This is a genomic window from Nonomuraea turkmeniaca, assembly GCF_005889735.1.
GTDB lineage: Bacteria > Actinomycetota > Actinomycetes > Streptosporangiales > Streptosporangiaceae > Nonomuraea > Nonomuraea turkmeniaca.
Genome location: NZ_VCKY01000067.1, coordinates 20,310 through 44,327, shown reverse-complemented (window position 1 = coordinate 44,327; position 24,018 = coordinate 20,310). Strand labels below are relative to the sequence as shown.

At 71.9% G+C, this 24,018-nt stretch carries 30 protein-coding genes and 1 pseudogene; 18 read left to right on the top strand and 13 right to left on the bottom strand.

Features of this window, described 5'->3' with window-relative positions:
- Positions 1-404, bottom strand: a 404-nt coding sequence (locus tag ETD86_RS20995) for a LacI family DNA-binding transcriptional regulator (protein WP_138667850.1), incomplete at its 3' end; no start/stop codon positions are given.
- Positions 405-512: 108 nt separating this feature from the next.
- Here ETD86_RS20995 and ETD86_RS20990 point away from each other — a divergent pair.
- The gene (locus ETD86_RS20990) at positions 513-1,274 is read left to right on the top strand and encodes an SDR family NAD(P)-dependent oxidoreductase (protein ID WP_211370200.1); all 762 of its coding nucleotides are present in this window, start codon (positions 513-515) and stop codon (positions 1,272-1,274) included.
- An 18-nt stretch (positions 1,275-1,292) separates the two neighbouring features.
- Here ETD86_RS20990 and ETD86_RS20985 read toward each other — a convergent pair whose 3' ends face one another.
- Positions 1,293-1,763 carry a pyridoxamine 5'-phosphate oxidase family protein gene (locus ETD86_RS20985; RefSeq protein ID WP_138667849.1) on the bottom strand — a complete coding sequence of 157 codons (471 nt, stop codon included), beginning with the start codon at positions 1,761-1,763 and terminating at the stop codon, positions 1,293-1,295.
- A gap of 120 nt (positions 1,764-1,883) precedes the next feature.
- Here ETD86_RS20985 and ETD86_RS20980 point away from each other — a divergent pair, with 120 nt between their 5' ends.
- Positions 1,884-2,432, top strand: coding sequence for a dihydrofolate reductase family protein (locus ETD86_RS20980; protein ID WP_138667848.1), 549 nt, complete (start codon positions 1,884-1,886; stop codon positions 2,430-2,432).
- A 73-nt stretch (positions 2,433-2,505) separates the two neighbouring features.
- Positions 2,506-2,871: a cupin domain-containing protein gene (locus ETD86_RS20975; RefSeq protein WP_138667847.1), complete on the top strand. Its 366-nt coding sequence runs from the start codon at positions 2,506-2,508 to the stop codon at positions 2,869-2,871.
- Positions 2,872-2,978: 107 nt separating this feature from the next.
- Here ETD86_RS20975 and ETD86_RS20970 read toward each other — a convergent pair whose 3' ends face one another.
- The gene (locus ETD86_RS20970; RefSeq protein ID WP_170223182.1) at positions 2,979-3,320 is read right to left on the bottom strand and encodes a VOC family protein; all 342 of its coding nucleotides are present in this window, start codon (positions 3,318-3,320) and stop codon (positions 2,979-2,981) included.
- Between the two features lie 86 nt (positions 3,321-3,406).
- Between ETD86_RS20970 and ETD86_RS20965 the strand changes: the two genes are divergently transcribed.
- Both ETD86_RS20965 and ETD86_RS20960 read left to right on the top strand, forming a co-directional pair.
- Positions 3,407-3,742: an ArsR/SmtB family transcription factor gene (locus ETD86_RS20965; RefSeq protein WP_138667845.1), complete on the top strand. Its 336-nt coding sequence runs from the start codon at positions 3,407-3,409 to the stop codon at positions 3,740-3,742.
- Positions 3,739-4,161, top strand: coding sequence for an SRPBCC domain-containing protein (locus tag ETD86_RS20960; protein ID WP_170223181.1), 423 nt, complete (start codon positions 3,739-3,741; stop codon positions 4,159-4,161). The genes ETD86_RS20965 and ETD86_RS20960 overlap by 4 nt, the downstream gene beginning before the upstream one ends.
- Here the strand turns inward: ETD86_RS20960 and ETD86_RS20955 are convergent.
- The 3 genes from ETD86_RS20955 to ETD86_RS20945 are packed head-to-tail and all read right to left on the bottom strand — an operon-like array spanning position 4,158 to position 6,019.
- Positions 4,158-4,370 (bottom strand): hypothetical protein, encoded by a 213-nt coding sequence (locus ETD86_RS20955; RefSeq protein WP_138667843.1) that lies wholly within the window; start codon positions 4,368-4,370, stop codon positions 4,158-4,160. The two genes, ETD86_RS20960 and ETD86_RS20955, sit on opposite strands and share 4 nt — an antisense overlap.
- 22 nt (positions 4,371-4,392) lie before the next feature.
- Positions 4,393-5,004, bottom strand: a complete 612-nt coding sequence (locus ETD86_RS20950) for a LysE family translocator (RefSeq protein ID WP_138667842.1) — start codon at positions 5,002-5,004, stop codon at positions 4,393-4,395.
- A gap of 43 nt (positions 5,005-5,047) precedes the next feature.
- Positions 5,048-6,019 carry a helix-turn-helix transcriptional regulator gene (locus tag ETD86_RS20945; protein WP_138667841.1) on the bottom strand — a complete coding sequence of 324 codons (972 nt, stop codon included), beginning with the start codon at positions 6,017-6,019 and terminating at the stop codon, positions 5,048-5,050.
- 43 nt (positions 6,020-6,062) lie between these two features.
- On the opposite strand from ETD86_RS20945, the gene ETD86_RS20940 reads away from it, so the two are divergent.
- The gene (locus ETD86_RS20940; RefSeq protein WP_342779291.1) at positions 6,063-6,833 is read left to right on the top strand and encodes a DeoR/GlpR family DNA-binding transcription regulator; all 771 of its coding nucleotides are present in this window, start codon (positions 6,063-6,065) and stop codon (positions 6,831-6,833) included.
- Positions 6,830-7,996, top strand: coding sequence for an MFS transporter (locus ETD86_RS20935; RefSeq protein WP_246148048.1), 1,167 nt, complete (start codon positions 6,830-6,832; stop codon positions 7,994-7,996). The genes ETD86_RS20940 and ETD86_RS20935 overlap by 4 nt, the downstream gene beginning before the upstream one ends.
- Before the next feature lie 96 nt (positions 7,997-8,092).
- Here the strand turns inward: ETD86_RS20935 and ETD86_RS20930 are convergent, their stop codons facing one another.
- The 3 genes and pseudogenes from ETD86_RS20930 to ETD86_RS20920 all read right to left on the bottom strand — a co-directional run.
- Entirely contained in the window at positions 8,093-8,854 is a 762-nt protein-coding gene (locus ETD86_RS20930; protein WP_138667839.1) for a TSUP family transporter, read from the bottom strand.
- A 301-nt stretch (positions 8,855-9,155) separates the two neighbouring features.
- Complete coding sequence (locus ETD86_RS20925) at positions 9,156-10,361, bottom strand: M20 family metallopeptidase (protein ID WP_138667838.1); 1,206 nt, start codon at positions 10,359-10,361, stop codon at positions 9,156-9,158.
- Between the two features lie 518 nt (positions 10,362-10,879).
- Positions 10,880-11,275 (bottom strand): annotated as a pseudogene (locus ETD86_RS20920) (ATP-dependent Clp protease proteolytic subunit); the annotation flags it as partial.
- 8 nt (positions 11,276-11,283) lie between these two features.
- Between ETD86_RS20920 and ETD86_RS58270 the strand changes: the two are divergent.
- Positions 11,284-11,883 carry a histidine kinase dimerization/phosphoacceptor domain-containing protein gene (locus ETD86_RS58270; RefSeq protein ID WP_246148047.1) on the top strand — a complete coding sequence of 200 codons (600 nt, stop codon included), beginning with the start codon at positions 11,284-11,286 and terminating at the stop codon, positions 11,881-11,883.
- A gap of 132 nt (positions 11,884-12,015) precedes the next feature.
- On the opposite strand, the gene ETD86_RS20910 is transcribed toward ETD86_RS58270, so the two are convergent.
- Complete coding sequence (locus tag ETD86_RS20910) at positions 12,016-12,876, bottom strand: DUF2268 domain-containing putative Zn-dependent protease (RefSeq protein WP_138667837.1); 861 nt, start codon at positions 12,874-12,876, stop codon at positions 12,016-12,018.
- A 44-nt stretch (positions 12,877-12,920) separates the two neighbouring features.
- Positions 12,921-13,691, bottom strand: coding sequence for a hypothetical protein (locus ETD86_RS20905; RefSeq protein WP_246148046.1), 771 nt, complete (start codon positions 13,689-13,691; stop codon positions 12,921-12,923).
- Positions 13,692-13,746: 55 nt separating this feature from the next.
- Here ETD86_RS20905 and ETD86_RS20900 point away from each other — a divergent pair, with 55 nt between their 5' ends.
- The 6 genes from ETD86_RS20900 (at position 13,747) to ETD86_RS20875 (ending at position 18,750) form a co-directional block, all read left to right on the top strand.
- Entirely contained in the window at positions 13,747-14,748 is a 1,002-nt protein-coding gene (locus ETD86_RS20900; RefSeq protein ID WP_138667836.1) for an AAA family ATPase, read from the top strand.
- A gap of 115 nt (positions 14,749-14,863) precedes the next feature.
- Positions 14,864-15,811 carry a DUF58 domain-containing protein gene (locus ETD86_RS20895; protein WP_138667835.1) on the top strand — a complete coding sequence of 316 codons (948 nt, stop codon included), beginning with the start codon at positions 14,864-14,866 and terminating at the stop codon, positions 15,809-15,811.
- Between the two features lies 1 nt (position 15,812).
- Positions 15,813-16,760: a VWA domain-containing protein gene (locus tag ETD86_RS20890; RefSeq protein ID WP_138667834.1), complete on the top strand. Its 948-nt coding sequence runs from the start codon at positions 15,813-15,815 to the stop codon at positions 16,758-16,760.
- Between the two features lie 11 nt (positions 16,761-16,771).
- On the top strand, positions 16,772-17,377 hold the full coding sequence (locus tag ETD86_RS20885; RefSeq protein WP_138667833.1) for a class I SAM-dependent methyltransferase: 606 nt from the start codon (positions 16,772-16,774) through the stop codon (positions 17,375-17,377).
- The gene (locus ETD86_RS20880) at positions 17,374-17,910 is read left to right on the top strand and encodes a TrmH family RNA methyltransferase (protein ID WP_138667832.1); all 537 of its coding nucleotides are present in this window, start codon (positions 17,374-17,376) and stop codon (positions 17,908-17,910) included. The genes ETD86_RS20885 and ETD86_RS20880 overlap by 4 nt, the downstream gene beginning before the upstream one ends.
- A 39-nt stretch (positions 17,911-17,949) precedes the next feature.
- Positions 17,950-18,750, top strand: a complete 801-nt coding sequence (locus ETD86_RS20875) for a glycerophosphodiester phosphodiesterase family protein (RefSeq protein WP_138667831.1) — start codon at positions 17,950-17,952, stop codon at positions 18,748-18,750.
- Positions 18,751-18,794: 44 nt separating this feature from the next.
- On the opposite strand, the gene ETD86_RS20870 is transcribed toward ETD86_RS20875, so the two are convergent.
- The gene (locus tag ETD86_RS20870) at positions 18,795-19,823 is read right to left on the bottom strand and encodes an MFS transporter (protein ID WP_281286939.1); all 1,029 of its coding nucleotides are present in this window, start codon (positions 19,821-19,823) and stop codon (positions 18,795-18,797) included.
- A 114-nt stretch (positions 19,824-19,937) separates the two neighbouring features.
- Between ETD86_RS20870 and ETD86_RS20865 the strand changes: the two genes are divergently transcribed.
- The 4 genes from ETD86_RS20865 (at position 19,938) to ETD86_RS59180 (ending at position 23,526) form a co-directional block, all read left to right on the top strand.
- Positions 19,938-20,309, top strand: a complete 372-nt coding sequence (locus ETD86_RS20865; protein ID WP_138667830.1) for a YciI family protein — start codon at positions 19,938-19,940, stop codon at positions 20,307-20,309.
- The gene (locus tag ETD86_RS20860) at positions 20,287-21,609 is read left to right on the top strand and encodes an RNA polymerase sigma factor (protein ID WP_425465648.1); all 1,323 of its coding nucleotides are present in this window, start codon (positions 20,287-20,289) and stop codon (positions 21,607-21,609) included. The genes ETD86_RS20865 and ETD86_RS20860 overlap by 23 nt, the downstream gene beginning before the upstream one ends.
- Positions 21,610-21,952: 343 nt before the next feature.
- Positions 21,953-23,380: an MFS transporter gene (locus ETD86_RS20855; RefSeq protein ID WP_138667829.1), complete on the top strand. Its 1,428-nt coding sequence runs from the start codon at positions 21,953-21,955 to the stop codon at positions 23,378-23,380.
- Positions 23,381-23,397: 17 nt separating this feature from the next.
- On the top strand, positions 23,398-23,526 hold the full coding sequence (locus ETD86_RS59180) for a hypothetical protein (protein ID WP_281286936.1): 129 nt from the start codon (positions 23,398-23,400) through the stop codon (positions 23,524-23,526).
- A 9-nt stretch (positions 23,527-23,535) separates the two neighbouring features.
- Here the strand turns inward: ETD86_RS59180 and ETD86_RS20850 are convergent, their stop codons facing one another.
- On the bottom strand, positions 23,536-24,015 hold the full coding sequence (locus tag ETD86_RS20850; RefSeq protein WP_211370199.1) for a winged helix-turn-helix transcriptional regulator: 480 nt from the start codon (positions 24,013-24,015) through the stop codon (positions 23,536-23,538).
- Positions 24,016-24,018: the final 3 nt, after the last annotated feature.

Sequence of the window (24,018 nt, the reverse complement as noted above, 5' to 3'; positions counted from 1 at the left end):
CGCCCCACCCGCGGCGCGATCATGAGGGTGCCGTCCACCTGCCGGTCCACCAGCGCGTCGATGGCCCGCGTCTCCGCTTTGACGTCCGGGCCGCCCTGCACCATGATCACTTGATAGTCGGTGCCGTCCAGCTGCTCCGACAACCCATCCAAGATGTCCGGGAAGAACGGGTTGCGCAGATCTGGCAGCAGCACCCCGATCGTGAACGTCCGCCCCCGCATGGCCCGCGCCGCCGCATGCGGCCGGTAGCCGAGCTCGTCGATCGCGGCCTTGACCCGGTCGCGCATGGCCGGACTGACCCCATAGGCGCTGCGCAGCACCTTCGACACCGCCGTCGTCGACACCCCGGCGTGGCGCGCCACATCGGCGATCGTCACCCGCCGCGGCCGCTCGCGCCTGGCCATCTTCCTGCCTCTCCCTCGGACGTGCCGATTGTACGAGCGACCGCCCGCCCCGCGGCACACGCCGCCCCACCGCGGCCGGGCCACGGCGGGGTGCTAGCTTGTCCGATCGTGTCTGACTACCTGCGGGAGCTGTTCTCCCTCCACGGCCGCCGCGCCCTCGTCACCGGCGGCAGCTCCGGCATCGGCTACGCCATGGCCGAGGCGATCGGCCGCGCAGGCGCCGAGGTCGTGCTGGTCGCCCGCAGACCGCACCAGCTCGACCAGGCCGTCGAGCGGCTGCGCGAGCACGGCGTCACCGCCACCCGCATCAGCGCCGACCTCGGCGCGCGTGACGACGTCCAGCACGTCTGCGACACCGCCGGCGACATCGACATCCTGGTCAACGACGCCGGCAACAACATCCGCAAGCCGATGGCCGAGCTCACCGCCGACGACTACGAGCGCACCATCGCCGTCAACCTCACCGCCCCCTACCTGCTCGGCCAGCACTTCGGGCCCGCGATGGCCGCCCGCGGCTGGGGCCGCATCATCAACGTCGGCTCCCAGCAGTCCATCAGCGCCTTCGGCGACAGCGGAGCGTACGGCGCCGCCAAGGCCGGCATCGCCGGGCTGACCCGCTCCCAGGCCGAGGCGTGGTCGACGAGCGGCGTGTGCGTCAACACGATCATCCCCGGCTTCGTGCTGACCCCGCTGACCGAGCCCGCCCAGGCCATCCCGGGCCGCGTCGAAGCACTCGCCGCCCGCCACATGGCCGACCGCAACGGCCTCCCCCAGGACTTCGCGGGCGCGGCGGTGTTCCTCGCCGGCGACGCCTGCGGATTCGTCACCGGCCAGATGCTCTTCGTCGACGGCGGCTTCTCCGTCCACTGACCGCCTTTACGTTGTAGATCACTCGCGGCGGAACTGGCGGGCCCCCACCCCCTCGCGCCAGGCGTCCATGACGATCTCGTTGCCCTCGACCCGGGTCCACACCACCTCCGTCAGCTCGACCCGGAACAGGTGCGAATCCGTGCCCGGCATCTCGAACGACGCCAGCACGTCCGCGTCGGTGATCTCCACCGCCCGCCCGGCCAGCTTCAGGTCGCCCTCCCACCCCGACGGATCGGCACCCTCCGGCGCGCGGGAGGTGACCTGCAGCGCCATCCGCGGATCCCGTCGCAGGTCGGCCGCCTTGACCGCGCCCGCCATCGACCCCGTCCACAACTCGCCGTCCCTGAAGCTCGTCTCGATGCCGCTGACCCGCGGCGATCCGTCCTTGCGCAGCGTCGCCAGCACCTTGTGCCGGTAGCCGTCCATCAGCCGCCGCGCCACGGCCGCCAGCTCCGGCGCCTGCCGCTCGAACTCCTGCCATGAAGCCATGACCCCCATCATGGCCTCCGCCACCGACAGATCAAGCCGTTTGTGAATCCCGGTTTACAAATCCGGCCGGCCCTCGCTAGGTTTGTAAACGAATCGACGTTTACTAATGGGAGGGCATGCATGGCTTCCGATCGCCCGTTCACGTGCTCGGTGTTCATCGGCACGAGCCTCGACGGGTTCATCGCCCGTCAGGACGGCGACCTCGGGTGGCTCACCAGCCGGGGCGAGGCGGCCGGCGGCGATCTGGGCTATCAGGAGTTCATCGACGGCATCGACGCCGTCGTCACGGGCCGCGGCACCTACGAGGCCGGGCTCTCCTTCGACCCGTGGCCGCACGAGGGCAGGTACGTCGCCGTGCTCAGCAGCACGCTGGAGCCCGGCGCCGATCCGCGCGTCACCGTCTTCCGCGACCTCGACGGGCTCGTCCGCGGCCTGGCCGAACGCGGCACCAAGAGCGTCTACGTCGACGGCGGCCAGGTCATCCGCGCTTTCCTGCGCGCCGGGATGATCGACCAGGTCGTCATCACGACGGTGCCCGTGCTGATCGGGACCGGGGTGCCGCTGTTCGGCGAACTCGGCGGCGACGTGCCGCTCACGCACGTGTCGACCGAGGTGTTCGGCGCGGGTGTCGTCCAGTCCGCCTACCGGGTCGAACACCCTCCCGCGTAGGGAGTTGCGCAGGTCAGCTCCTTGTAGCGGCCGATGCCCGGTGGAAGACTGGATCTGACGGAAGGGGGACGTCATGATCGAGGTCAAGAGCATCGACAAGCCGGACGAACGCCGCGACTTCCCGCGGGGCCACCTGGAGGTGTGCAACCTCAGCGGGCTCAGCTTCGGCGTGGCCACGTTCGACCCCGGCTGGCGCTGGTCGGAATCGGTCAGACCGATCGTCGGCACGGATTCCTGCGAGGTCCACCACAACGGGTTCGTGGCCCAGGGACGGCTGCGCCTTCGGATGAACGACGGCACCGAAGCCGAGGTCGGCCCGGGAGACGTGTTCGTCTGCCGGCCGGGGCACGACGCCTGGGTGGTGGGCGACGAGCAGTGCGTCGTCTACGACTTCGCGGGCGGCGCCACGGAGTACGCCAAGCCGCCGACCAGCGGCTAGCCCACCGGCCCCAGGTGGTCCGCGTGGCGTGATCGGCACTCCGGTCACGCCACGTCAGGTGCGGCGGCGGGCCCGGCAGGCGCCGGCAAGGCCCCCGGCCGAGCCCGCTACCCGAAGCCGGGGGTGGGCTGCCAGATGCTGATCTGTGTGCCCTGGTCGTCGGTGCAGGTGCAACCGCGGCCCGACGTGCTGTCGAACACCTCGCCGGTGCTGCCGCCCAGCTTGCGCACCTGCTCGACGGCCGCGTCGATGTCGCTCACGTGGTAGTACAGGTTCGGCTGCGCGGACGGCCCGGCGGAGACCAAGCCCATCGGCACGGCCGTGTTGGTGACGTGCAGGTGCGTCTCGTGCTCGCGGCTGAACTCCCAGCCGAACAACGTCCCGTAGAAGGCGGCCGCCCGGTCCAGGTCCGCGACGGACAGGGTGTAGTAGCCGAGCTGGACACTCATGTACGGTCCTCCGCAATAATTGCCGCTATCGTTAAACATCGACAGCCTAACGGAAGCAGGCAAATATTAACAGTAACGTTAATGATGTGGCGGAGCTCGACGCCACGCTGGCGGCGCTCGCCGACCCGACCCGGCGCAAGGTGATCGACGTGCTGCGCGAGGGCCCGCGCCCAGCCGGCGAGCTGGCCCAGGCCGTGCGGATGAGCCCGCCCGCCCTCAGCAGGCACCTGCGCGTGCTGCGGGCCGGCGGGCTCGTCCAGGCCGAGAGCGGCGGAGCGGACGCCCGGCTGCGCCTCTACACGTTGCGCCAGGAGCCGTTCACGGCGCTGCAGGCATGGCTGGACCAGGTGCAGGCGTTCTGGACCGAGCAACTGGGCTCGTTCAAGGACCACGTCGAGCGCACGCGCAAGGACCCCACGTGAACGCGGTCCAGGCCAGCGTCACCGTCCCGGTCGACCCGGCGACCGCGTTCCAGATCTTCACCGACGAGATCGACCGCTGGTACGTGCGCGGCCGCTACAGCTGGATCGACCCCGCCCGCGCCGTCGGCATCCGGTTCGAGGACGGCTGCCTGCGCGAGCTGTGGTCCGACGGCGGCCACGTCGACACCGGCAAGATCGTCGCCTGGGAGCCGCCGCACCGCCTCGTCTGGGCCGACCTGATCAACAAGACCGGCCGGATGGAGATCGAGGTGGCCTTCAGCCCGGTCGACGGCGGCACCGAGGTCGTGCTCGAACACCGCGGCCTGGACACACTGCCCTCCGACGTGGCCGACCGCATCCGGCGCGGCCTGTCCTGGAACATCGCCCTGCGCTGGTACGCCGACCAGTGGAAGGCCTAGCGGCGGCCGTACTTCTTGTGCACGGCCTGCTTGCTCACGCCGACCGCGTCGGCGATCTGCGCCCAGGCCAGCCCCGCCACGCGGGCCCGCCGCACCTGGACCGCCTCCAGGCGCTCGATCTCGCGGCGCAGCGCGGTCGTGGCGTGCAGCGCCAGCAGCGGATCGTCGTCCTGCGCCTGTCGCATCAGGGTGGCCAGGTCGTTCGTCATGCCCCCACGGTAATCCGGATCGTCACCTGGATTCGACCACCAGCCGCACACCCAGCCCGATCAGCACCACGCCGGAGATCTGCTCCAGCCGGCGCCGCACCGCCGGGCGGCCCAGCCAGTCCTTGGCCTTGGCGACCGCCCAGATGAGCAGCCCGTACCACAGCAGGTCGATCAGCACCCACACCACGGCCAGCGTCACCAGCGTGACCGGCACGTTCTGGCCGGGCGGGACGAACTGCGGCAGGAACGACATCGCGAACACCGCCGCCTTCGGATTGGCCAGGCATGTCCCGACCCCCGCCAGGTAGGCCCCGCGCCACCCCGGCGCCGTCGCCACCTCGGGAGCCGGGGCACCCTTACGGGCCTGCCACAACGCCTGCGCGCCCATCACGACCAGCACCACGGCGCCGGCCACGCGCATCACGTCGTAGGCCAGCTGGGAGGCCACCAGCAGCGCCGACAACCCGAACGCGGCCGCCAGGCCCCACAGCAAGATCCCCGTCTCGTTGCCCAGCGTGGCCGCCATGCCGCTGCCGCGGCCGGCCCGCAGGGTCTGACGCAGGATGATGGCCGTGCTCACCCCGGGCACCATGGCCACCAGGACGCACGCGCCCGCGAACGCCAGAAGATACATGCCGCAGATCCTGTCAGAGCGGCGCGGGAATCTCGCTCGATTTTCAGCCGTAGAGCTTGCCCAGCTCGGCGACCGCCTCGCGCATCAGCGCCCGCAGCTCGGGCGGCTCCAGCACCTCGACGTCGGCCCCCATGCGCAGCAGCAGCCAGCGCGCGTGCGTGATCGACTCGACCGGCACGGTGAGCGTCACCCAGCCCTCCGGGTCGGGCTCGCCGGCCGCGGCCAGCGCGGCGTCGACGACATCGCGGCCCATCGTGTACGCCAGCAGCTCCTCCCGCCCCGGGGCGAGCTTGACGACGGCCTCGGCGGTGTACATCCGCTCGCGGAACTCCTTGGCGTACGCACTCCAGAACGCCGTCAGCTCGAACCCCTCCGGCCGCGGGAAACGCCCCGGCAGCGTCTCCAGCGTCAGGATGCGCGCCACCCGGTACGTGCGCGGCGAGGCCCCCGGCGGCGCGGCCACCAGATACCAGGAGCCGGCCTTGAGCACCAGCCCGTACGGGTGGATCACCCGGTCGACCTCCTGCTGCCCCCAGCGCCGGTAGGTCATGTGCAGCGGCCGCTGCTCCCACACCGCCTCGGCCACCTCGCTCAGATGCGGCACGTCGTCGCCCGAGCGGTACCAGCTGGGCACGTCCAGCAGGAAGCGCTCCCGGATGCGCGAGGCGTGCGAGCGCGGCTCGGGCGGCAGCGCGGCCAGCAGCTTCAGCTCAGCGGTGGCCGCCACCTCGGCCAGCCCCAGCTCGGCCGCCGGCCCCGGCAGCCCCGCCAGGAACAACGACGACGCCTCCTCGGCGGTCAGCCCGGTGAGCCTGGTGCGGTAGCCGTCCAGCAGCTGGTATCCGCCCGTGGGCCCGCGATCGGCGTAGACCGGCACACCGGCCGCCGACAGCGCCTCCACGTCGCGGTAGACCGTACGGACCGACACCTCCAGCTCGGCGGACAGCTCGGGCGCGGTCATGCGGCCGCGCGTCTGCAGCAACAGGAGGAGGGAGAGCAAGCGGCTGGCGCGCATATGGTCATTGTATTGCGCACATGGATTGTGTTTGTATGAACACGTGGAACGTTTGCGCTCTATCATGAACGCGTTGCGCGCCCAGGACAGCGTCACGGTCGCCGAGCTTGCCGCCGAACACGGCGTGTCGGAGATGACGATCAGGCGTGACCTGGACGAGCTCGCCCAGCAGGGCGTGGTGCGCCGGGTCAGGGGCGGCGCGCTGTCGCTGCTGCTGCGCGGCGAGGAGCCGCCGTTCGGCGTGCGCGAGCGCGAGGCGGTGGAGGCCAAGCGGCGCATCGGCGTCGAGGTGGCCGCCCTGCTCGCCGACGGGGAGGCGGTGGTGCTGGACGGCGGCACGACCGCCCTGGAGGTGGCCCGCGCGCTGGCCGATCGCCGGCTGACCGTGCTGCCACTGGCCCTGCAGCCGGTGTCGCTGCTGGCCGCCGCGCCGCGGGTGCGGCTGGTGCTGCCCGGCGGCGAGGTGCGCAAAGGCGAGCTGAACGTCATGGGGCCGCTGACCGAGAGCTCCATCAAGGCGCTGCGGTTCGACACGGCGGTGATCGGCTGCTGCGGGCTGTCGGCCGAGCAGGGACTGACGGCGCACGACCTGCCCGAGGTCGCGGTCAAACAGGCGGCCATCGCCGCGGCCCGGCGGGTGATCGTGGTGTGCGACTCCGGCAAGTTCTCCCGTACGGCCTTCGGCGCGGTCTGCCCGATCTCGCGGCTGGACGTGGTGGTGACCGACTCCGGCATCCCGCGCGAGCAACGTGACGCGCTGGTGGCGGCGGGCGTGACCGTCAGGGAAGTGGCCGTCGGCGGGGAGGCCGGGTGAGACGCTTAGGGGAAGGCCCGATGGGGCGCGAGCGCACGGCCGTCTCCCTGCTGTTCTTCCTGGCGGGCGCGGCCATCGGCACGTGGACCGCGCGCATCCCCGCCGTCAAGGAACGGCTCGGGCTCGGCGAAGGCCAGTTCAGCCTCGCCCTGCTGGCCATCGCCGCCGGCGCGATGATCGGCATGACGGCGGTCGGCCGCCTGGTGGACCGGCACGGCAGCCACCGCGTGATGATCCCCGCGGCCCTGGTGCAGGGGCTGGCGCTGGTCCCGGCCGCGTACGCGCCGGACCTCGGCGTGCTGGCCGCGACACTGCTGCTGTTCGGGATCGCGCACGGGGTGCTGGACGTGGCCATGAACGCCAACGCCGTCGAGGTCGAGCGGGCCTGCGGGCGGCCGGTCATGTCGTCGTTCCACGCCGTCTTCAGCATCGGCGGGTTCGCCGGGGCCACCACCGGCGGCCTGTTCGCGCATCTCGCGCTGACGCCCGCGGCCACGTTCTGGACCGTGGGGCTGGTCATCGCGGCGCTCGCGTGGTGGGCGGCGCGGTGGGCGCTGCGGCCGGCCCCCTCTGGCGCCGCGACCTCGGCGGGCCGGGCGGGGCTGCCCAAGGGGACCCTGTTCCTGGGCGTGCTGGCGTTCTGCTGCCTGGTGGGCGAGGGGGCGGCGGCCGACTGGAGCTCGGTCTACCTGCACGAGGACCTGGGCGCCTCGCCGGGGTTCGCCGCCGCCGGGTACGCCGCGTTCGCCCTCATGATGACCGCGGGCCGGCTGGCGGGAGACCGGCTGGCGGCCAGGTTCGGGCCGGTGCCGCTGGTGCGCTGCTGCGGGCTGCTGGCCGCCGCCGGGCTGGGGGTGGCGCTGCTCGGCGGGCATCCGCTGGCGGGTGTGGCCGGGTTCGGCTGCTTCGGGGCGGGACTGTCGTGCATCGTGCCACAGGTGTTCTCGGCCGCGGGGCATCGGGACCCGGCGTTCGCCGGGCGGGCGCTGGCACGGGTGGCGTCCATCGGCTACCTGGGGTTCCTGTCGGGGCCCGTGTTCATCGGGGCCGCCGGCGAGGTGGCCGGGCTGCCACGGGCGCTGGCCATCCCGGCGCTGCTGGCCGCCTTCGTGGCCTTGACCGCCACCGCTCTGCGGACGCGCGCGGCCGAGCCCGTGGGCTGACCTCCTCAACGGATCACCCTGAATCGCAGGTGGGTGGCGTGAGGGCTGTCGACCACCGCGGCGCGCTCGAGCAACAATCGGCCGCCCAGATGCGCCTCAGGCGAATTGTTGCCAGCCGAGCCTGACCACCATCGCCGCCACGACGCACAGCAGCACGATCCGTACGAAGGCGGTGCCCCGCTTGAGCGCCATCCGCGCGCCGACCTGGGCGCCGGCCACATTGCACACCGCCATCCCGAGGCCCAGCGCCCACTGCACGTGCCCCTGCAACCCGAACACCACCAGCGCGCCCACGTTCGTCCCGATGTTGATGATCTTCGCGGAGGCCGACGCCGAGACGAAGTCCAGCCCGAGGATGGTGGTGAAGGCGATGATCAGGAACGTTCCCGTGCCCGGTCCCATGATGCCGTCGTAGAAGGCGATCCCCACTCCGGCGACCGCCACCGCGGCCACCACCCTGGCGCCGGTGCGCAGGTGCGGCTGCGGCACCGACCCGAAGGACGGGCGCAACGTCACGAACGCCGCCACCGCCAGCAGCACCACCATGACGGCGGGCCGCAGCACCTCGGCCGAGATCGCCGCCGCGGCCCACGCCCCCAGGCCCGCGCTCAGCACGGCCATTCCCGCGCCCGGGATCGCCACCTGGCGGTCGACCTTGGTGGAGCGGGCGTAGGCGACGGCGGCCGACGTGGTGCCGAAGACGGACGACAGCTTGTTGGTGGCCATCGCCTCGACGGTCGGCATCCCCGTGATCATGATGGCGGGCAGCTGCAACAGCCCGCCACCGCCCACGACGGCATCGACCCACCCGGCGCCTGCCGCTGCGACCAGCAACACCAGGACCTGCTCCAGCGGCACGCCACTCCCCCGATTTCCCCCAAGAAACCCCAAGAGTGTACAAGTGTCACATTCGCCGCCCCGGCACCAGGGGCGGCATCGCGCCGAAGCTTGGCCGCACGCCGATCGGCCCGCCGCCGGGCCCATCGGCGGGCACGTCCCAGTACGCCGGCGCACGTCCCACCGGCGAGGCATCTGGCGGCGCTCCGCCCTCCTGAGAGCGCGTGGGCGTCATCCAGAGAGGCGACGACCGCGCACGACCCTGCCGTGGCCCGCCGCGGGGTCGCACACGACGGTAGGGCGGGCGGTGGGGATGGGCCGGTCAGCCCTCGAGGGCCAGGAGCCGGAGGATGCCCGCCGTCAACGCGGCACGTTCGATCATGCCCTCGACGCTGATGTGCTCGTGCCGCGCATGCGCCCCGGCGCCGACGGCGCCCAGGCCGTCGAGGACGGGCACGCCCAGGGCGGCGGTGAAGTTGCCGTCGCTGGCCCCGCCGACCGAGCATTCGCGCAGGTCCAGGCCCATGTCGAGCGCAACCGAACGGGCCAGGGCGAACAGGCGGGCCGTGCCCGGCCCGCGTTCCATGACAGGACGGTTCCATCCGCCACGCACCTCGATGGACGCCCGGGGATCATGGGGTCGCAGGCCTGCCAGAGCGGCGTCGACCCGCTCGGCTTCGGCCCGGCTGGCGACGCGCACGTCCGCCTCGGCCCGCGCCGCGCCGGCGACCACGTTGGAGCCGGTGCCGCCCGAGACGACGCCCACGTTGACGGTCGTGCCCGCGCCCGGGTCGGCCAGGTCGTGCAGCCACCGCACGGCCCGGGCCAGCTCGTCGATCGCGCTGGCTCCCTTGGTGGGCTCGAGCCCGGCGTGCGCCTCCACCCCGGTGAAGGTCAGGTGGAAGATGCCCACCCCTTTGCGCGCGGTCTTCAACGCCCCGTCCGCGCTGGCCTCGAACACCAGCACGGCGGCCACATCACGAGCGGCCTCCTCGATCAGCGGCCGCGAGGCGGGGCTGCCGATCTCCTCGTCGCCGTTGAGCAGCAGCCGCAGCGGCGGGCGCGGCAGCCCGGCGGCCTCCAGCGCGCGCAGCGCCCATACGAGCTGGACCAGGCCCGCCTTCATGTCGAAGACGCCGGGCCCGGTGGCCCGGTCTCCGTCGAGGGTGAACGGCCAGGCGCGCAGCGTCCCGGCCGGCCAGACCGTGTCGTAGTGGGCCAGGACCAGGATCGGGGCGTCGCCCCGGCCCGGGTAGTCGTTGATGCGGACGTCCCCGTACACGCCGCCGTCCCCACGACCGCCGATGTCGCCGAGCACCCCGCCGTCGATCCGCCGGGTGGCCGCGGGCGCGCCCAGCCGGGCCTCCAGGTAGCCGTCGAGCCAGTCCAGGCCCGCGTCGAGCAGCGCCTTGTCGTTACTGGGCGTCTCCAGCGAGACGTACGCGGCCAGATCGGCGAGCAGGTCGGCGCGGTGCCCGCCGATCCAGGCACGCAGTTCCCCGGCCCCTGCCTCGTTCTCCACGGTCATCAGGCGACCTCCTGCTCGGCGAGGTGGTCCTCGCTCATCGGCCCGCGCGCAGCCTGGACGTCGGCCAGGCGGAGCCCGCCGCGCAACGGCGGCATGCCGGCCCCGGCGGCCTAGGCCTCGGCGAAGACGGTCACGGTAGTGGTGGACGTGAACGGGACGGCGGCGGACGACAATGTCACGCCAGATACCGCTGGGATCCTCCGGCAGGGTACGCACCCACGCCGTCGAACGATCCGTCGCCCCTGTCATACCCGCTCCGGACCCCTGAGTAGATCGGCCGCGGGATCGAACACCGAACGGCCGCGCCACCACGCCGGACATCTCACCCGACGACGATCGGGCAAGGAGCTGGGCGCGCCCCATGCAGCTCGCCGGCCATTCGTCCCGTGCCACGACAGCGGCTCACCGAGCCACCGGCCGGCAACGACGGCGCCGGCTACCGGGCTCCCACCCCTGGCGGCACGGGGAAAGGCGGCGCGGCCGGGAGAGGCGCGCCGCCTTTCAGCGGAGGAACGGGATCAGTGGGCCGGGGCGAGAGCGCGCTTCCTCGAGGCGTAGATGTCGTCCACCAGCCCGTAGGATCGCGCCTGCTCCGCCGTGAAGATGCGATCCCGTTGGATGTCCTTCCTGATCTCCAACGGCGACCGTCCCGTGTGCCGGGACAAGATCTCCTCCTGCTGGTCACGCATCCGCAGGATCTCCCTGGCGTGGATCTCCAGGTCGCTGCCCTGCCCGCGCCCGCCCTCGGCGTACGGCTCGTGCAGCAGCACCCGGGCGTGCGGGAGCGCGCCCCGCTTGCCCGGCGTGCCCGCCGCCAGCAGCACGGCGGCCGCCGAGGCCGCCTCACCGATGCAGACCGTGTGGATCTCCGGCCGGACGAACTGCATCGTGTCGTACATGGCGGCCATCGCGGTTGCCCGTCGTGGCCGTGACCGGGCTGTTCCTGCCGGTGCGCGGACTGGAGGTGAACGCGGCGCAGGGCCTGCTGGGGGCGCGCGTGGAGGCGCCGCCACGGCAGCCGGACCGCCGGTCCTGGCAGGAACGGCGGCGCACGGCCGCCTGGTTCACGCTGCAGCTGGCCGTGGGCGGTGTGGTCAGCGGGTTCACGCTGGCGATCGTGCCGTTCACGGTCTACACGCTCGTGTTGCCGTTCATCGGCGGGCCGGTGGTGGTGCTCGGGTTCATGGTCACGCCCGGGTGGGTGGCGGCCCTGTGGGCAGTGGGCGGGCTCGCGCTGCTGGCGGCGCTGGTCGCGATGGCGGCGGGGGCGGGCGCGCTGCTGGCCCGGCTCGCGCCCGTCCTGCTCGGCCCCACCCCGTCCGAGCGGCTGGCCGCCGCCGAGGAGCACGCCCGTACGCTCGCCGAACGCAACCGGCTGGCCCGCGAGCTGCACGACTCGGTGGGGCACGCGCTGAGCGTCGTCACCCTGCGGGCCGCGGCCGCCGGCCAGGTACTCGACCACGACCCCGCCACTGCCAGGAGCGCCCTGGCCGCCATGCGCGCGACCGCACCCAGGCCGTGATCGCGGCCTACGAGTCGGGCTTCGTCTCACCCCGATAGCCGCACGTCACCACGACCTGCCCGCGGTCCTCCACCACGCCGTGCTCCGGCACAGGTCCCTTGGGAAGGGGAGGCGGCCGGACTCGCGCGCTGGTCAGCGGATGCCGGCCCGGCGCAGGATCTCCGCCGCCGGCAACAGGGTGGCCTCGGCGGCGGTCAGGCCGGTGGCGGCCAGAGCGCGGTCGACGAGCCGCAGCCCCACCGCGTATCCCGCCATGTCGGGAATGCCGCGAGGCTCCTGCCCGAAGTTCCGCACGGCGCTGTCCCCCAGCACGTACGCCGGCGTGTTCTGCATCCCCGCCAGGTCGAAGTCCGCCATGATCAGCTCGTACGCCCGGTCGAACTCCTCCCCCGTCACCATCGACGACCACGGCCCCATGGCCGAGGGCCCCGACAGCTCCCGCACGAACGCCTCGGCCAGCCCCTCGGCCACCACGTGCTCGCCCACCGTCACCGTGACCGGGTTCCACTCCACGTTGCTGAAACGCACGTTGTGGTGGAACTCGTGCACGGCGCAGTGCGCGATCCTGCCGATCACCTCCTCCGACGGCCAGGCCAGCAGGTACAGCCAGCCGGGTGAGCCGCCCATGCCGTAGTAGCCGCCGGCGACGTTCATCAGGTGCTCGTTGCCGGGGTTGCCCATGACGAACATGACCTGCAGCGAGTCGGCCTGCTTGGCCTCCCGCAGCGCTTCCGAGGCACGTTCCAGCTCGTGCCGCACCTGCCCGAGCACGTCGGCCTCGATCATGCGCCGCACGGCGGGCAGGTACCGCGGGTCGTCGGCGTCGACGCGGAAGCCGCCACCCTGGTGGTGGATGTCGACGATGTCGCCCGGCACGGGGATCGCCGCGCGCATGGGCGCCAGCATCTCCCGCAGCGCGCCGGGCCGGTCCTCCAGCGGCCCCTCGAGCAGCTCGGCCATCGCCGTGAGCGTGTCGTGAATCACGAATTCCATGGCCTGGACGCTAAAGCCTCACGCGGCGTGAGGCTCAACGCCCTTTACAGCGGAGATTCCTCGCCGGGATCGTCCCCGGGCGTGCGGCCCGGCGTGACCTGCCCGCTCTCGGTCGCCGAGGGCGACGGTGACGGCGAGGGCCGCGGCTCCGGCGTCTCCGGGGTCGGCGGCGGCGTCGGCACGAACACCGTCGGCGGCAGCTGCCTGGGCTGCGGCTCGCTGTCCTGCCTGCCGAACAGCAGCAGCAACACGATCGCCGTCACCAGCAGCAACAGCAGCGCCAGCGCCAGCGCGGCCATGAGCACCCGCCGCCGCGTCTCGGTCAGCGGGCGGCGCTGCCTGGTCGGCCCCGGCAGCGCGGGCGCGCGGTCGGTCAGCCAGTACGGGACGAAGTCCGGCCCGTGCGCCTGCCCGATCAGCGTGCCGCCCACCATGACCGGCTCCAGGAACCGCTCGGCCCCCTGCTGGCCGGGCGTGTACGGCACGGCCACCCACGGCGCGTGTCCCAGGTCGCTGTCCAGCACCACGGGCATGCCGTCCAGCACCGCGCCCCGCTGCCTGGGCCCCCGGCCCAGCCAGCCGCGCACCCCGGACCGCCCGCCGGACGCCTCCCTGATCGCCGTCACGAACCGCTCCCGGGCCGCCGCGTCGAACGCGGCCCCCCGAGTCAGCACGGCCAGCGACACCGCGCGGCCGTCGGGCCCCTGGCCCAGGTACACGAAACCAGCCGGCGCCTGATGCAGGCGCGCCTGAACCACATACCGCCCCAACCGGGGCGGATCACCGTACTGCAGCGGACTTGCCACGTTTGCCATGAAAGCACAGACGTGGCGTCGTGCACGTTTGCGGCGTGTTTGGTGGAATGGCGTCATGAGCGTCGCCGAAGAGTTGCCAGGCGGAAACGACGCGGCCCTGCTGCGTCAGAGTCTCGACGAGGTCCGGCGGGTCATCGTCGGACAGGACCACATGGTCGAAAGGCTCATCGTGGCCCTGCTGGCGCGCGGGCACTGCCTGCTCGAAGGAGTCCCAGGCGTCGCCAAGACCCTCGCCGCCTCCACCCTGGCCACCGTCGTGGGCGGCACGTTCGCCCGCATCCAGTTCACCCCCGACCTCGTGCCGAGCGACATCGTCGGCACCCGCGTCTACCACCCCTCCAACGAGAAGTTCGACGTCGAGCTCGGCCCCGTGTTCGTCAACTTCCTGCTGGCCGACGAGATCAACCGCGCCCCCGCCAAGGTCCAGTCCGCGCTGCTGGAGGTCATGGCCGAGCGCCAGGTCACCCTCGCCGGCGTCACCCACCCGCTGCCCAAGCCGTTCATCGTGCTGGCCACCCAGAACCCCATCGAGTCCGAAGGCGTCTACCCGCTGCCGGAGGTGCAGCGCGACCGGTTCCTGTTCCGGGTCCGCGTGCCGCACCCCAGCGCCCACGAGGAGCTGGAGATCCTGCACCGGATGAGCGTCACCCCGCCCGTCCCCGAGCGGGTCCTGGACCCCGACAAGCTGCTGGCCCTGCAGGAGGCGGCCGAGCAGATCTCGGTCCACCAGCTCGTCGCCGACTACGTGGTCCGGCTGGTCATGTCCACCCGTGCCCCCGCCGAGTACGGACTGGCCGACCTCACCGAGACCATCGAGATCGGCGTCAGCCCCCGCGCCACCCTGGGCCTGGTCGCCGCCGGACGCGCCCTCGCCCTGCTGCGCGGCCGCGACTACCTGCTGCCCGATGACGTGCGCGACGTCGCCGTGGACGTCATGGCCCACCGGCTCATGCTCACCTTCGACGCCCTGGCCGACGGCGTCGACCCCGAGCAGGTCGTCAAGCAGATCCTGCACGCGGTGCCCCCGCCCCTCGTCGTCTGGAACCAGAACCGTTGAGCCCGGCACGGAGCGAACCCGACGCAGCCGGCGAAGTGGAGGCCCGACACGTGCTGACGGCACGCCTTCGGCACGACAAGGACTCCACGCAGCGAAGGAGGAGGGGGAGCGACCAATGAACACTGCCGAGCAGGCACTCCGGCGGCTGGAGCTGACCGTCACCCGGCGCCTGGACGGGTTGCTGCACGGCGCCCACCAGGGGCTGCTGCCCGGCACCGGCAGCGAGGCCGGCGACAGCCGCGTGTACGTGCCCGGCGAGGACGACGTGCGCCGCATGGACTGGAACGTCACCGCCCGCACCACCGTCCCCCACGTCCGCGACCTCATCGCCGACCGCGAGCTGGAGACCTGGGCGCTGGCCGACCTGTCGCCCAGCATGGACTTCGGCACCGCCGACACCGACAAACGCGACCTGGTGATCGCCGCCGTCGGCGCCATCGGGTTCCTGTCCAGCCGGATGGGCGACCGGTTCGGCGCACTGGTCCTGCACGACGAGTACGTCCACCGCATGCCCGCCCGCACCGGCCGTCCCGCCCTGTACGGGCTGCTGCACTCCCTCATGGACGCGCCCCGCGGCCGCATCGTCGAGGACGCGCCCGACCTGGCCGAGGGCATCGAGGTGCTGTCGGCCAGCCGCCGGCGCCGTGGCATGCGCCTGATCGTCTCCGACTTCCTCGACGCCCACCCCGACCTCGACCCCGACGCCGAACGCCCCTGGGAACGCCCCATCCGCCGTCTCGCCGCCCGCCACCAGGTCCTGGCCGTCGAGGTGATCGACCCGCGCGAGCTCGAACTGCCCGACGTGGGCCGGGTCGCGTTCGCCGACCCCGAGACCGGGAAGGTACGCGAAGTGCACCTTTCGCCCAAAGTCCGGCAGGCGTACGCCGAAGCGGCCGCCCTGCAACGCGAGGGCACCCGCCTGGCGCTGCGCCGAGCCGGGATCGCCCACCTGGTGCTGCGCACCGACCGGGACTGGGTGTTCGACGTCGCGCAGTTCGTGCTGCGTCAGCGCCGCATGAGCCACCTGGCCCATCGAACCGCGACCCGTGCCACAGGAAGGTGACATGACGTTCCTCGCCCCCTCCTGGCTGTGGCTGTTCGTCCTGGTCGCGCTGCTCGTGGCCGGGTACATCGCGGCGATGTTCGCCCGCCGCCGCTACACCGTGCGCTTCACCAACCTGGCCCTGCTCAACCTCGTCGCCCCCGCCGGGCCCGGCTGGCGCCGCCACGTCGCCCCCATGCTGTTCCTCGTCATGATGTCGTTCCTGGTCATCGGCGCCGCCAAACCCGCCGACCAGGTGCGCGTGCCCCGCGACCGCGCCACCATCATGATCGCCCTCGACGTGTCGCTGTCCATGGACGCCGACGACGTCCAGCCCAACAGGATCGCCGCCGCCAAGGCCGCCGCCCAGGCGTTCGCCCGCGAGCTGCCCGACCGCTTCAACGTCGGCGTGGTGTCCTTCGCCCGCTCGGCCAACGTCGTCATCTCCCCCACCACCGACCACCAGGCGGTCATCACCGCGATCGGCAACCTCACCACCCGCCCGGGCACCGCGATCGGCGAGGCCGTCTTCAACGCGCTCGACTCGCTGCGCTCGTTCGACCAGCAGGCCGCCACCGACCCGCCGCCCGCCGCGATCGTGCTGCTCTCCGACGGCGACAACACCTCCGGCAGGTCCGTCAACGAGGCCATCGAGGCGGCCCAGCAGGCCCGCGTCCCGGTCTCCACGATCGCGTACGGCACCCAGGAGGGCACCGTCAACATCGACGGCCGTCCGGTGAACGTGCCGGTCAACAAGCAGACCCTGCAGTCGTTGTCCGACGGCACCAGCGGCCGCGCCTACGCCGCCGAGTCCGGCAGCGAGCTGCGCGAGGTCTACGAGCAGATCGGCACCTCGCTCGGCTACAAGCTGGTCAACCAGGAGATCACCCAGTGGTTCATCGTGGCCGCGATCCTGGCCGGGTTGCTGGTGGCCGGTGCGGCGGTCATGTTCGGCTCGCGTATCCCGTAACGTTTGGCGACGTGACCAAAGGTAACGGGGCGCACTACTTCTCCGAGCGGCCGGGAAGCGCGAGCAGGCCGGGCTCGGTCGATCTCGTCCTGCCCGACCTGCACCTGCGGCTGGAGACCGACAGCGGCGTGTTCTCGCCGGAGCGGGTCGACCTCGGCACCCGTGTGCTGCTGGAGACCGTCCCGCCGCCGCCGCAGGAGGGCGACCTGCTCGACCTGGGCTGCGGCTACGGGCCGATCGCGCTGACCATGGCCTCCCGCGCGCCCGAGGCCACCGTGTGGGCCGTCGACGTGAACCGGCGGAGCCTGGAGCTGACCGAGCGGAACGCCCAGACCGCCCGCCTTTACAAAGTAAGGTCAGTGCATGTCGATGAAATCCCAGATGACGTGAAATTTCGGGCCATCTGGTCCAATCCTGCGATCCGCATTGGGAAGCAGGCCCTGCACGACATGCTCACCAGGTGGCTGACCAGGCTGACCCCTGACGGCGTGGCCTACCTGGTCGTCCAGAAACACCTCGGCTCGGACTCCCTGCAGCGCTGGCTCGGCGAGCAGGGCTGGCAGGCCTCCCGCGAGGCCAGCCGGGCCGCCTACCGCATATTGAAGGTGACCCGATGAGAAGGCAGCTGCGCCCCACCGACGTCAAGCGGCTCAACCGCACCTGGCGCAGGAACACCGAGAACCGCCTCGCGCTGATCATCGAGTCGGTCACCGGCCCGTTCAACATCGGCTCGATCTTCCGCAGCGCCGCCGCGTTCGGCGTGGACGAGATCTGGCTGGCCGGCAACGCCACCCCGCCCACCAACCCCAAGGCGGGCAAGACCGCGCTCGGCACCGAGCGGCTGGTCACCTGGCACGAGCCGGTGCCGGCCGCCGACGCCGTCAAGGCCGCCAGGGAAGAGGGCTACACCGTGCTGGCCGTCGAGCTGACCGCCGAGGCCGTGCCGCTGCACAAGGCAGGCCTCGGCCGCGACGTGTGCCTGGTGGTCGGCAGCGAGGACCACGGCTGCTCCCCCGCCCTGCTCGACGCCGTGGACGGGGTCTGCTACATCCCGCAGGTCGGCCGGGTCGGGTCGTTCAACGTCGCGGTGGCCGCCGCCATCGCGCTGTCGGAGGCCCGCCGCCAGGAGTGGCAGAATCTCCCTGATTAGTAACCGCAGGCTTCACCCAGGAAGGGCATACTTCAGGACGTGCTCAGCCGCCGCTTCGCCTTTCTCGACCATCCGGGCCCGCTGGCCTTCGCCCACCGCGGAGGCGCCGCGGAAGGAGCGGAGAACTCCGCGGCCGCCTTCGAGCGCGCGGTCGAGCTCGGCTACACCTATCTGGAGACCGACGCGCACGCCACCTCCGACGGCGTGCTGGTCGCCTTCCACGACCACACGCTCGACCGCGTGACCGACCAGCGCGGCCGCATCTCCGAGCTGCCCTACCGGGCGGTCAGGCAGGCCCGCATCGGCGGCGTCCACGAGATCCCGCTGCTGGAGGACCTCCTGGGCACCTGGCCGGGGATCCGCTTCAACATCGACGTGAAGGAGGCGGCGGTGATCGCCCCGCTGGCCGAGGCGATCAGGCGCACCAACGCCTACGACCGCGTCTGCCTGACCTCCTTCTCCGACGAGCGCCTGATACTGGCCAGGGCGGCGCTGGGCAGGGAGGTGTGCTCGGCGCTCGGGCCGCGCGGCGTGGCCGCGCTGCGAGCGGCCGCCACCACCTCCGGCTACGGCCGGCTGCTGGCCCGCCTGTCGCGCGCCCAGATCCCCTGCGCCCAGGTGCCGGTGGGGTTCCGCGGCCTGCGCGTCACCACCCGCCGCCTGGTCCGCACCGCGCACGCCATCGGCATGCAGGTGCACGTGTGGACCATCAACGAGCCCGCCCGGATGGAGCACCTGCTCGACCTGGGCGTGGACGGCATCATGACCGACAACATCACCGGGCTGCGCCAGGTGCTCGACGGCCGGGGACAATGGCATCCCCATGGGATGGCAGCGTGACAGGCCATGCGGCGCGCCGACGGGCACCAGGTTGCCGCAGGGCTCTATGAGCGGGTCGCCTCGTACTCGGGGAGTGCGGCCGGGGTGGTCCGGGTCGCCGGGCGCATGATCAGCACCAGTACGGCGAGGCCGGCGAAGATGACCGCGGCGATGACGCCGGTGAGGTGCAGACCGGCGGTGAACGCCTCCCGCGCGGCATGCAGCAGTTCCGCGCCCTGGCCGGCGGGAAGGCTCCGGCCGGCGGCGATCGCGCCGGCCAGCGAGTCGGACGTGCCGTCCATCCGGCTGCGGTAGACCACCGCGGCCACCACGCCGAGCAGCGCGAAGCCGAGCGAACCGCCGAAGTAGTTACCGGTCTCCGACATCGACGCCGCCGAGCCGGCGCGCTCCGGCGGCACGGACCCGACGACCAGCCCGGTGCCCAACGCGAACAGCGGGCCGGTGCCCAGCGCCAGTACGGCGATGCCGATCATCACCAGCGGCAGGGCGCTCGCGCCGTCGACGCCCACCAGCAGCAGGCTGCCCAGCGCCGACGCCACCAATCCGCCGGCGATCGCGGTCGTCTGCTTCACCCGCCGGGCCAGCGCCGGCGCGGTTATGGTGCCGACCGCCACGCCCAGGCCCATGGGTGCGAACAGCACCGCCGAGGCGACCGGCGAGAAGCCCAGCACGCTCTGCAGGTACTGGGTCACCAGCAGGCCCGTTCCGGCCATGGCGATGCCGGCGAAGACGAGCGCGACGAGTACGGCCGTGAACGGGCGGTTGCGGAACAGCCGCAGGTCCAGCAGCGGCGTCTCCAGCCGCAACTGCCGGCGTACGAACAACGATCCGATGGCCGCGCCCACGACGAGAGCCACCGCCGGCACGACCGGCACGCTCTCGACGGTCAGCTGCTTGAGGCCGTAGACCATCAAAAGCACCGCCGCGAGCGACAGCCCGACGCTGGCCGGGTCCAGCCGGCCGGCCTGGTCGCTGCGGAACTCCGGCAGCAGGACCGGCCCGGTGAGCAGCAGCAACGCCATCGCCGGCACGGCGACCAGGAACACCGATCCCCACCAGAAGTGCTGGAGCAGGAATCCGGCGACTCGCGCGAAGAATCTGGCGAGGGTATGTCAAGACGACGGGGGCGGCTCCGACCAAGGGGGCGAAGGGCCCAGGCGGGGCCCGTCAATCACGAGGAGTGCGAGATGAAGTTCCTGATCAGCCTGTACATCAACCCGGCCGTGCTGGACGCGCTGACCGACGAGGAGAAGGCGGCGATCGGCAACGGCCACGGCGCGTTCCTCGAGGAGCTGAAGAAGTCCGGCGAACTGATCCTCACGCAGGCGCTGGTCGACCCGTCACAGGCCGCTGTGGTGTCCGTACGCAACGGCCAGCCCGCGGTGACCGACGGCCCTTTCCTGGAGGCGAAGGAGTATCTGGGCGGCTTCTACCTGATCGACTGCGAGAACAAGGAGCGGGCGATCGAGCTGGCGGCGCGGATCCCGGACACCGCGATCGAGGGCCTGGGGGTCGAGGTGCGGCAGGTGATGTTCGCTGACGGACAATTGGAGGCATGACGGCATCACCCATCGGGGCCTGCTGCGTGAGCTCACGCCGCAGGTCCTCGGCGCGTTGGTGCGCCGGTACGGCCAGTTCGAGGGCTGCGAGGACGCCGTGCAGGAGGCCGTACTCGCCGCCACCGTGCAGTGGCCGGCCGAGGGAGTGCCGGACAACCCGCGCGGCTGGCTGGTGGCTGTCGGGTCCCGACGGCTCATCGACCAGATGCGCAGCGACCACGCGCGCCGCGAGCGGGAGTCGGCGACGGCCACCGAGGTGATGCCCGAGGACGTGCCGGACACCGACGACACGCTCGTCCTGCTGTTCCTGTGCTGCCATCCGGCGCTGACCGCGGCCTCCCAGACCGCCCTGACGTTGCGGGCGGTCGGCGGCCTGACCACCGCTGAGATCGCCCGCGCGTTCCTGGTGCCGGAGGCCACGATGGCGGCCAGGATCAGCCGGGCCAAGCAGCGCATCAAGGCCGCCGGCAGCTCGTTCGGCCTGCCGGACGACGCGGAGCGCGAGGAGCGGCTGCGGGTCGTCCTGCACGTGCTCTACCTGATCTTCAACCAGGGCTACACCGCCTCCTCGGGCAGCGAGTTGCACCGCGCCGACCTCGCGCACGAGGCGATCCGGCTGGCCAGGATGGTGCACGCGCAACTGCCCGAGGACGGCGAGGTGACCGGGCTGCTCGCGCTGATGCTGCTGACCGACGCCCGCCGGGCGGCACGGACGACGGCGGCCGGCGACCTGGTGCCGCTGGACGAGCAGGACCGTAAGAAGTGGGACCGGGGGCTGATCGACGAGGGCATGGAGCTGGTCAAGGCGTCACTGGCCGGCCCGGCGCTGGGCCCTTACCAGCTGCAGGCCGCCATCGCCGCCACGCACGCCGACGCGGTCACGGCCGAGGAGACCGACTGGCCGCAGGTGCACGCGCTTTACCTGATCCTGGAACGGATCGCGCCCAACCCGATGGTCACGCTCAACCGGGCGATCGCGCTCGCCGAGACCGAGGGCCCGCAGGCCGGGCTGGCCCTGCTGGCCACGCTGGACAGTGACGGACGGATGGCCGGGCATCACCGGCTGCTGTCCGTGCGGGCGCATCTGCTCGAGAACGCCGCAACCCCACGTGGACTCGCGGCCGGCGGGCGGAACGTACGGCTCGTGCAGGTGCATCCTGCGGGTCTCGACGTCGACGGGCACGGGCATCGACGGCAGGTGCGCACCTTGCAGGAACCATCGCACGACTGGAGCCGGCGCGACACGACCGCGCTGAAGGTCCGTCTCCGCCAGCGGGGCGTGCCACGTGCACGAGCATGATGTCCCTGCCGCGTGGGGACAGGGCTTGCCGTTGCCCTGTACCTTCTTGATGGTTCCACGGCCCTTCTGGGTCATGGGCCGAGTCCTTTCCCTCACAAGATGATCATTGTAAGGTCATGGACACGACACGTAGATTTGACCGGCTACCTGCGAGAATGAGCACTTCGTCAAAGAGGGCCGACAACGTCACCGGCCCGTGCGAGGTGCCCGAACGCCGCGACCAGTGGCATCCCAGGATGCCCGGCCGCACGACGGCCGCCTGACAATCCTGCCGGCCGCCCGGCCGCATCCGCAGCGACACGACCGGCCAGCCGCTTGGCCGCCATAGGAGCGACTCGACACCATGCCCGTACCCGCACCCCCCGCGGCCCTTGACGACTCCCCTCCAGCGCGCCGGCGCGAACAGCGCGGCTGGTACGTCTACGACTGGGCCAACTCCGCCTTCTACACCACCGTCATCACGGTCTTCCTGGGCCCGTACCTGATCTCGGTGGCCACGACCGCGGCCTGCGCCAAGGACTTCCCCACCACACCGGCCGACGTCTGCGCCCGCGACTTCGACAAGCTGATCACCGACGATCTCGGCTTCGTCAGCGTGCTGGGCGCCGACATCCGGCCGGCGGCCATCTGGGGGCTCGCGACGACGGTCGCGGTGCTCCTGCAGATCGTGTTCCTGCCCATCGCGGGCGCGCTGGCCGACCACACCGGCCGCAAGCGCGAGCTGCTGGGCGGCTTCGCCTTCGCCGGCGCGCTGGCCGTGATGGGCCTGTACTTCCTCGACGGCGAGCGCTACATGCTGGGCCTGGTGCTGTTCGTCCTGGCCAATCTCGCCTACGGCTGCTCGATCGTCGTCTACGACTCGTTCCTGCCGCAGATCTCCACCGCGCAGGAACGCGACCGCGTCTCCGCCCAGGGCTGGGCCATCGGCTACATCGGCGGCGGCGTGCTGCTCGCGCTCAACCTGGCGCTCTACCTCAATCACGAGGCCCTCGGCCTGAGCACCGGCGAGTCGGTGCGCATCAGCCTGGTCTCGTCGGGGCTGTGGTGGGCGGCCTTCACGATCATCCCGCTGCTGCGGCTGCGCAACCGGCCCGTCCCCGCGCACGAGACCACCGCGATCGGCTCGATGGGCGGCAGCTTCCGCCAGCTCGGCCGCACCCTGTCCGAACTGCGCAGATACCCGCTGACGTTGCTGTTCCTGGTGGCGTACCTGGTCTACAACGACGGCGTCCAGACCGTCATCGGGCACAGCGCCGCGTTCGCCTCACAGGCGCTGAAGCTCGACACGACCATCCAGATCGTCACCATCCTGATGGTGCAGTTCGTGGCGTTCTTCGGCGCGCTGCTGCTGGGCCGGCTGGCCCGCGTCTTCGGCACCAAGCGCACCGTGCTGGGCAGTCTGGTGGTGTGGACCGCGATCGTCATCGTGGCCCTGTTCGTGCAGGAGCAGGCGGTGCTGCAGTTCATGCTCATGGCCCTGCTCATCGCCATTGTCCTGGGCGGCACGCAGGCGCTGTCGCGCTCCCTGTTCTCCCAGGTGATCCCGAAGGGCAGGGAGGCGGAGTACTTCAGCCTGCTGCAGATCAGCGACAAGGGCTCGGCGTTCATCGGCAACCTGACGATCACCCTGGCCCTGACGCTCACCAACAGCTACCGCATCGCCATCGTGTCCCTCGTCGTGTTCTTCATCATCGGGTTCGTGCTTCTGGCGCTGACGAACCTGCCCAAGGCCATCCGCGCGGCCGGCAACGAGGTGCCCGACCGCATCTGACGCACATCACGTGCCGGATGGCCTTTCCGCTGCTCACCAACACCTTCAGCGAAGCGGACTCGAGCAAGCCGTACGAGCGGTACACGACCCCCGCGTCCGGGCGCATCGTGGGACAGCGTGCTGGCCTGGCGGCGTGTGTCCCGTGACCGGGCCGCCTAGGACGGCGCGGAGAGCAGCATGGTGCCCGGCCCCTGGGCCGCGCCGGGGCCGCGGACGGCCGTCACCGTGTCGGCGGTGGCCTCGCCGCCGCAGTGCGGGCAGGTGACGACCGGGGTGAAGCGCTCACCGCAGGAGTGCACCAGGAGCGCGGGCGGGCCGCCGGGGGGCGTGGACCAGCGGTCGCCCCAGGCCATCAGCGTCATCAGCGCGGGCACGATGTCCCGGCCCGCGTCGGTGAGGACGTACTCGTGACGGACGGGCCGCTCCTGGTAGGGGCGCTTCTCCACCACCCCGGCCGCGATCAGGTGCTCCAGGCGGCGGGTCAGCAGGTTACGGGAGATGCCCAGGTCCTCCGCGAGATCGTCGAACCTGCGCAGGCCGAGGAAGAGGTCCCGCAGGATCAGCGGGGTCCACGGCTCGGCGACCACGCCGACGGCCTGGGCGATGGAGCAGTGCATCTCACCGAACCTGTTCATGGA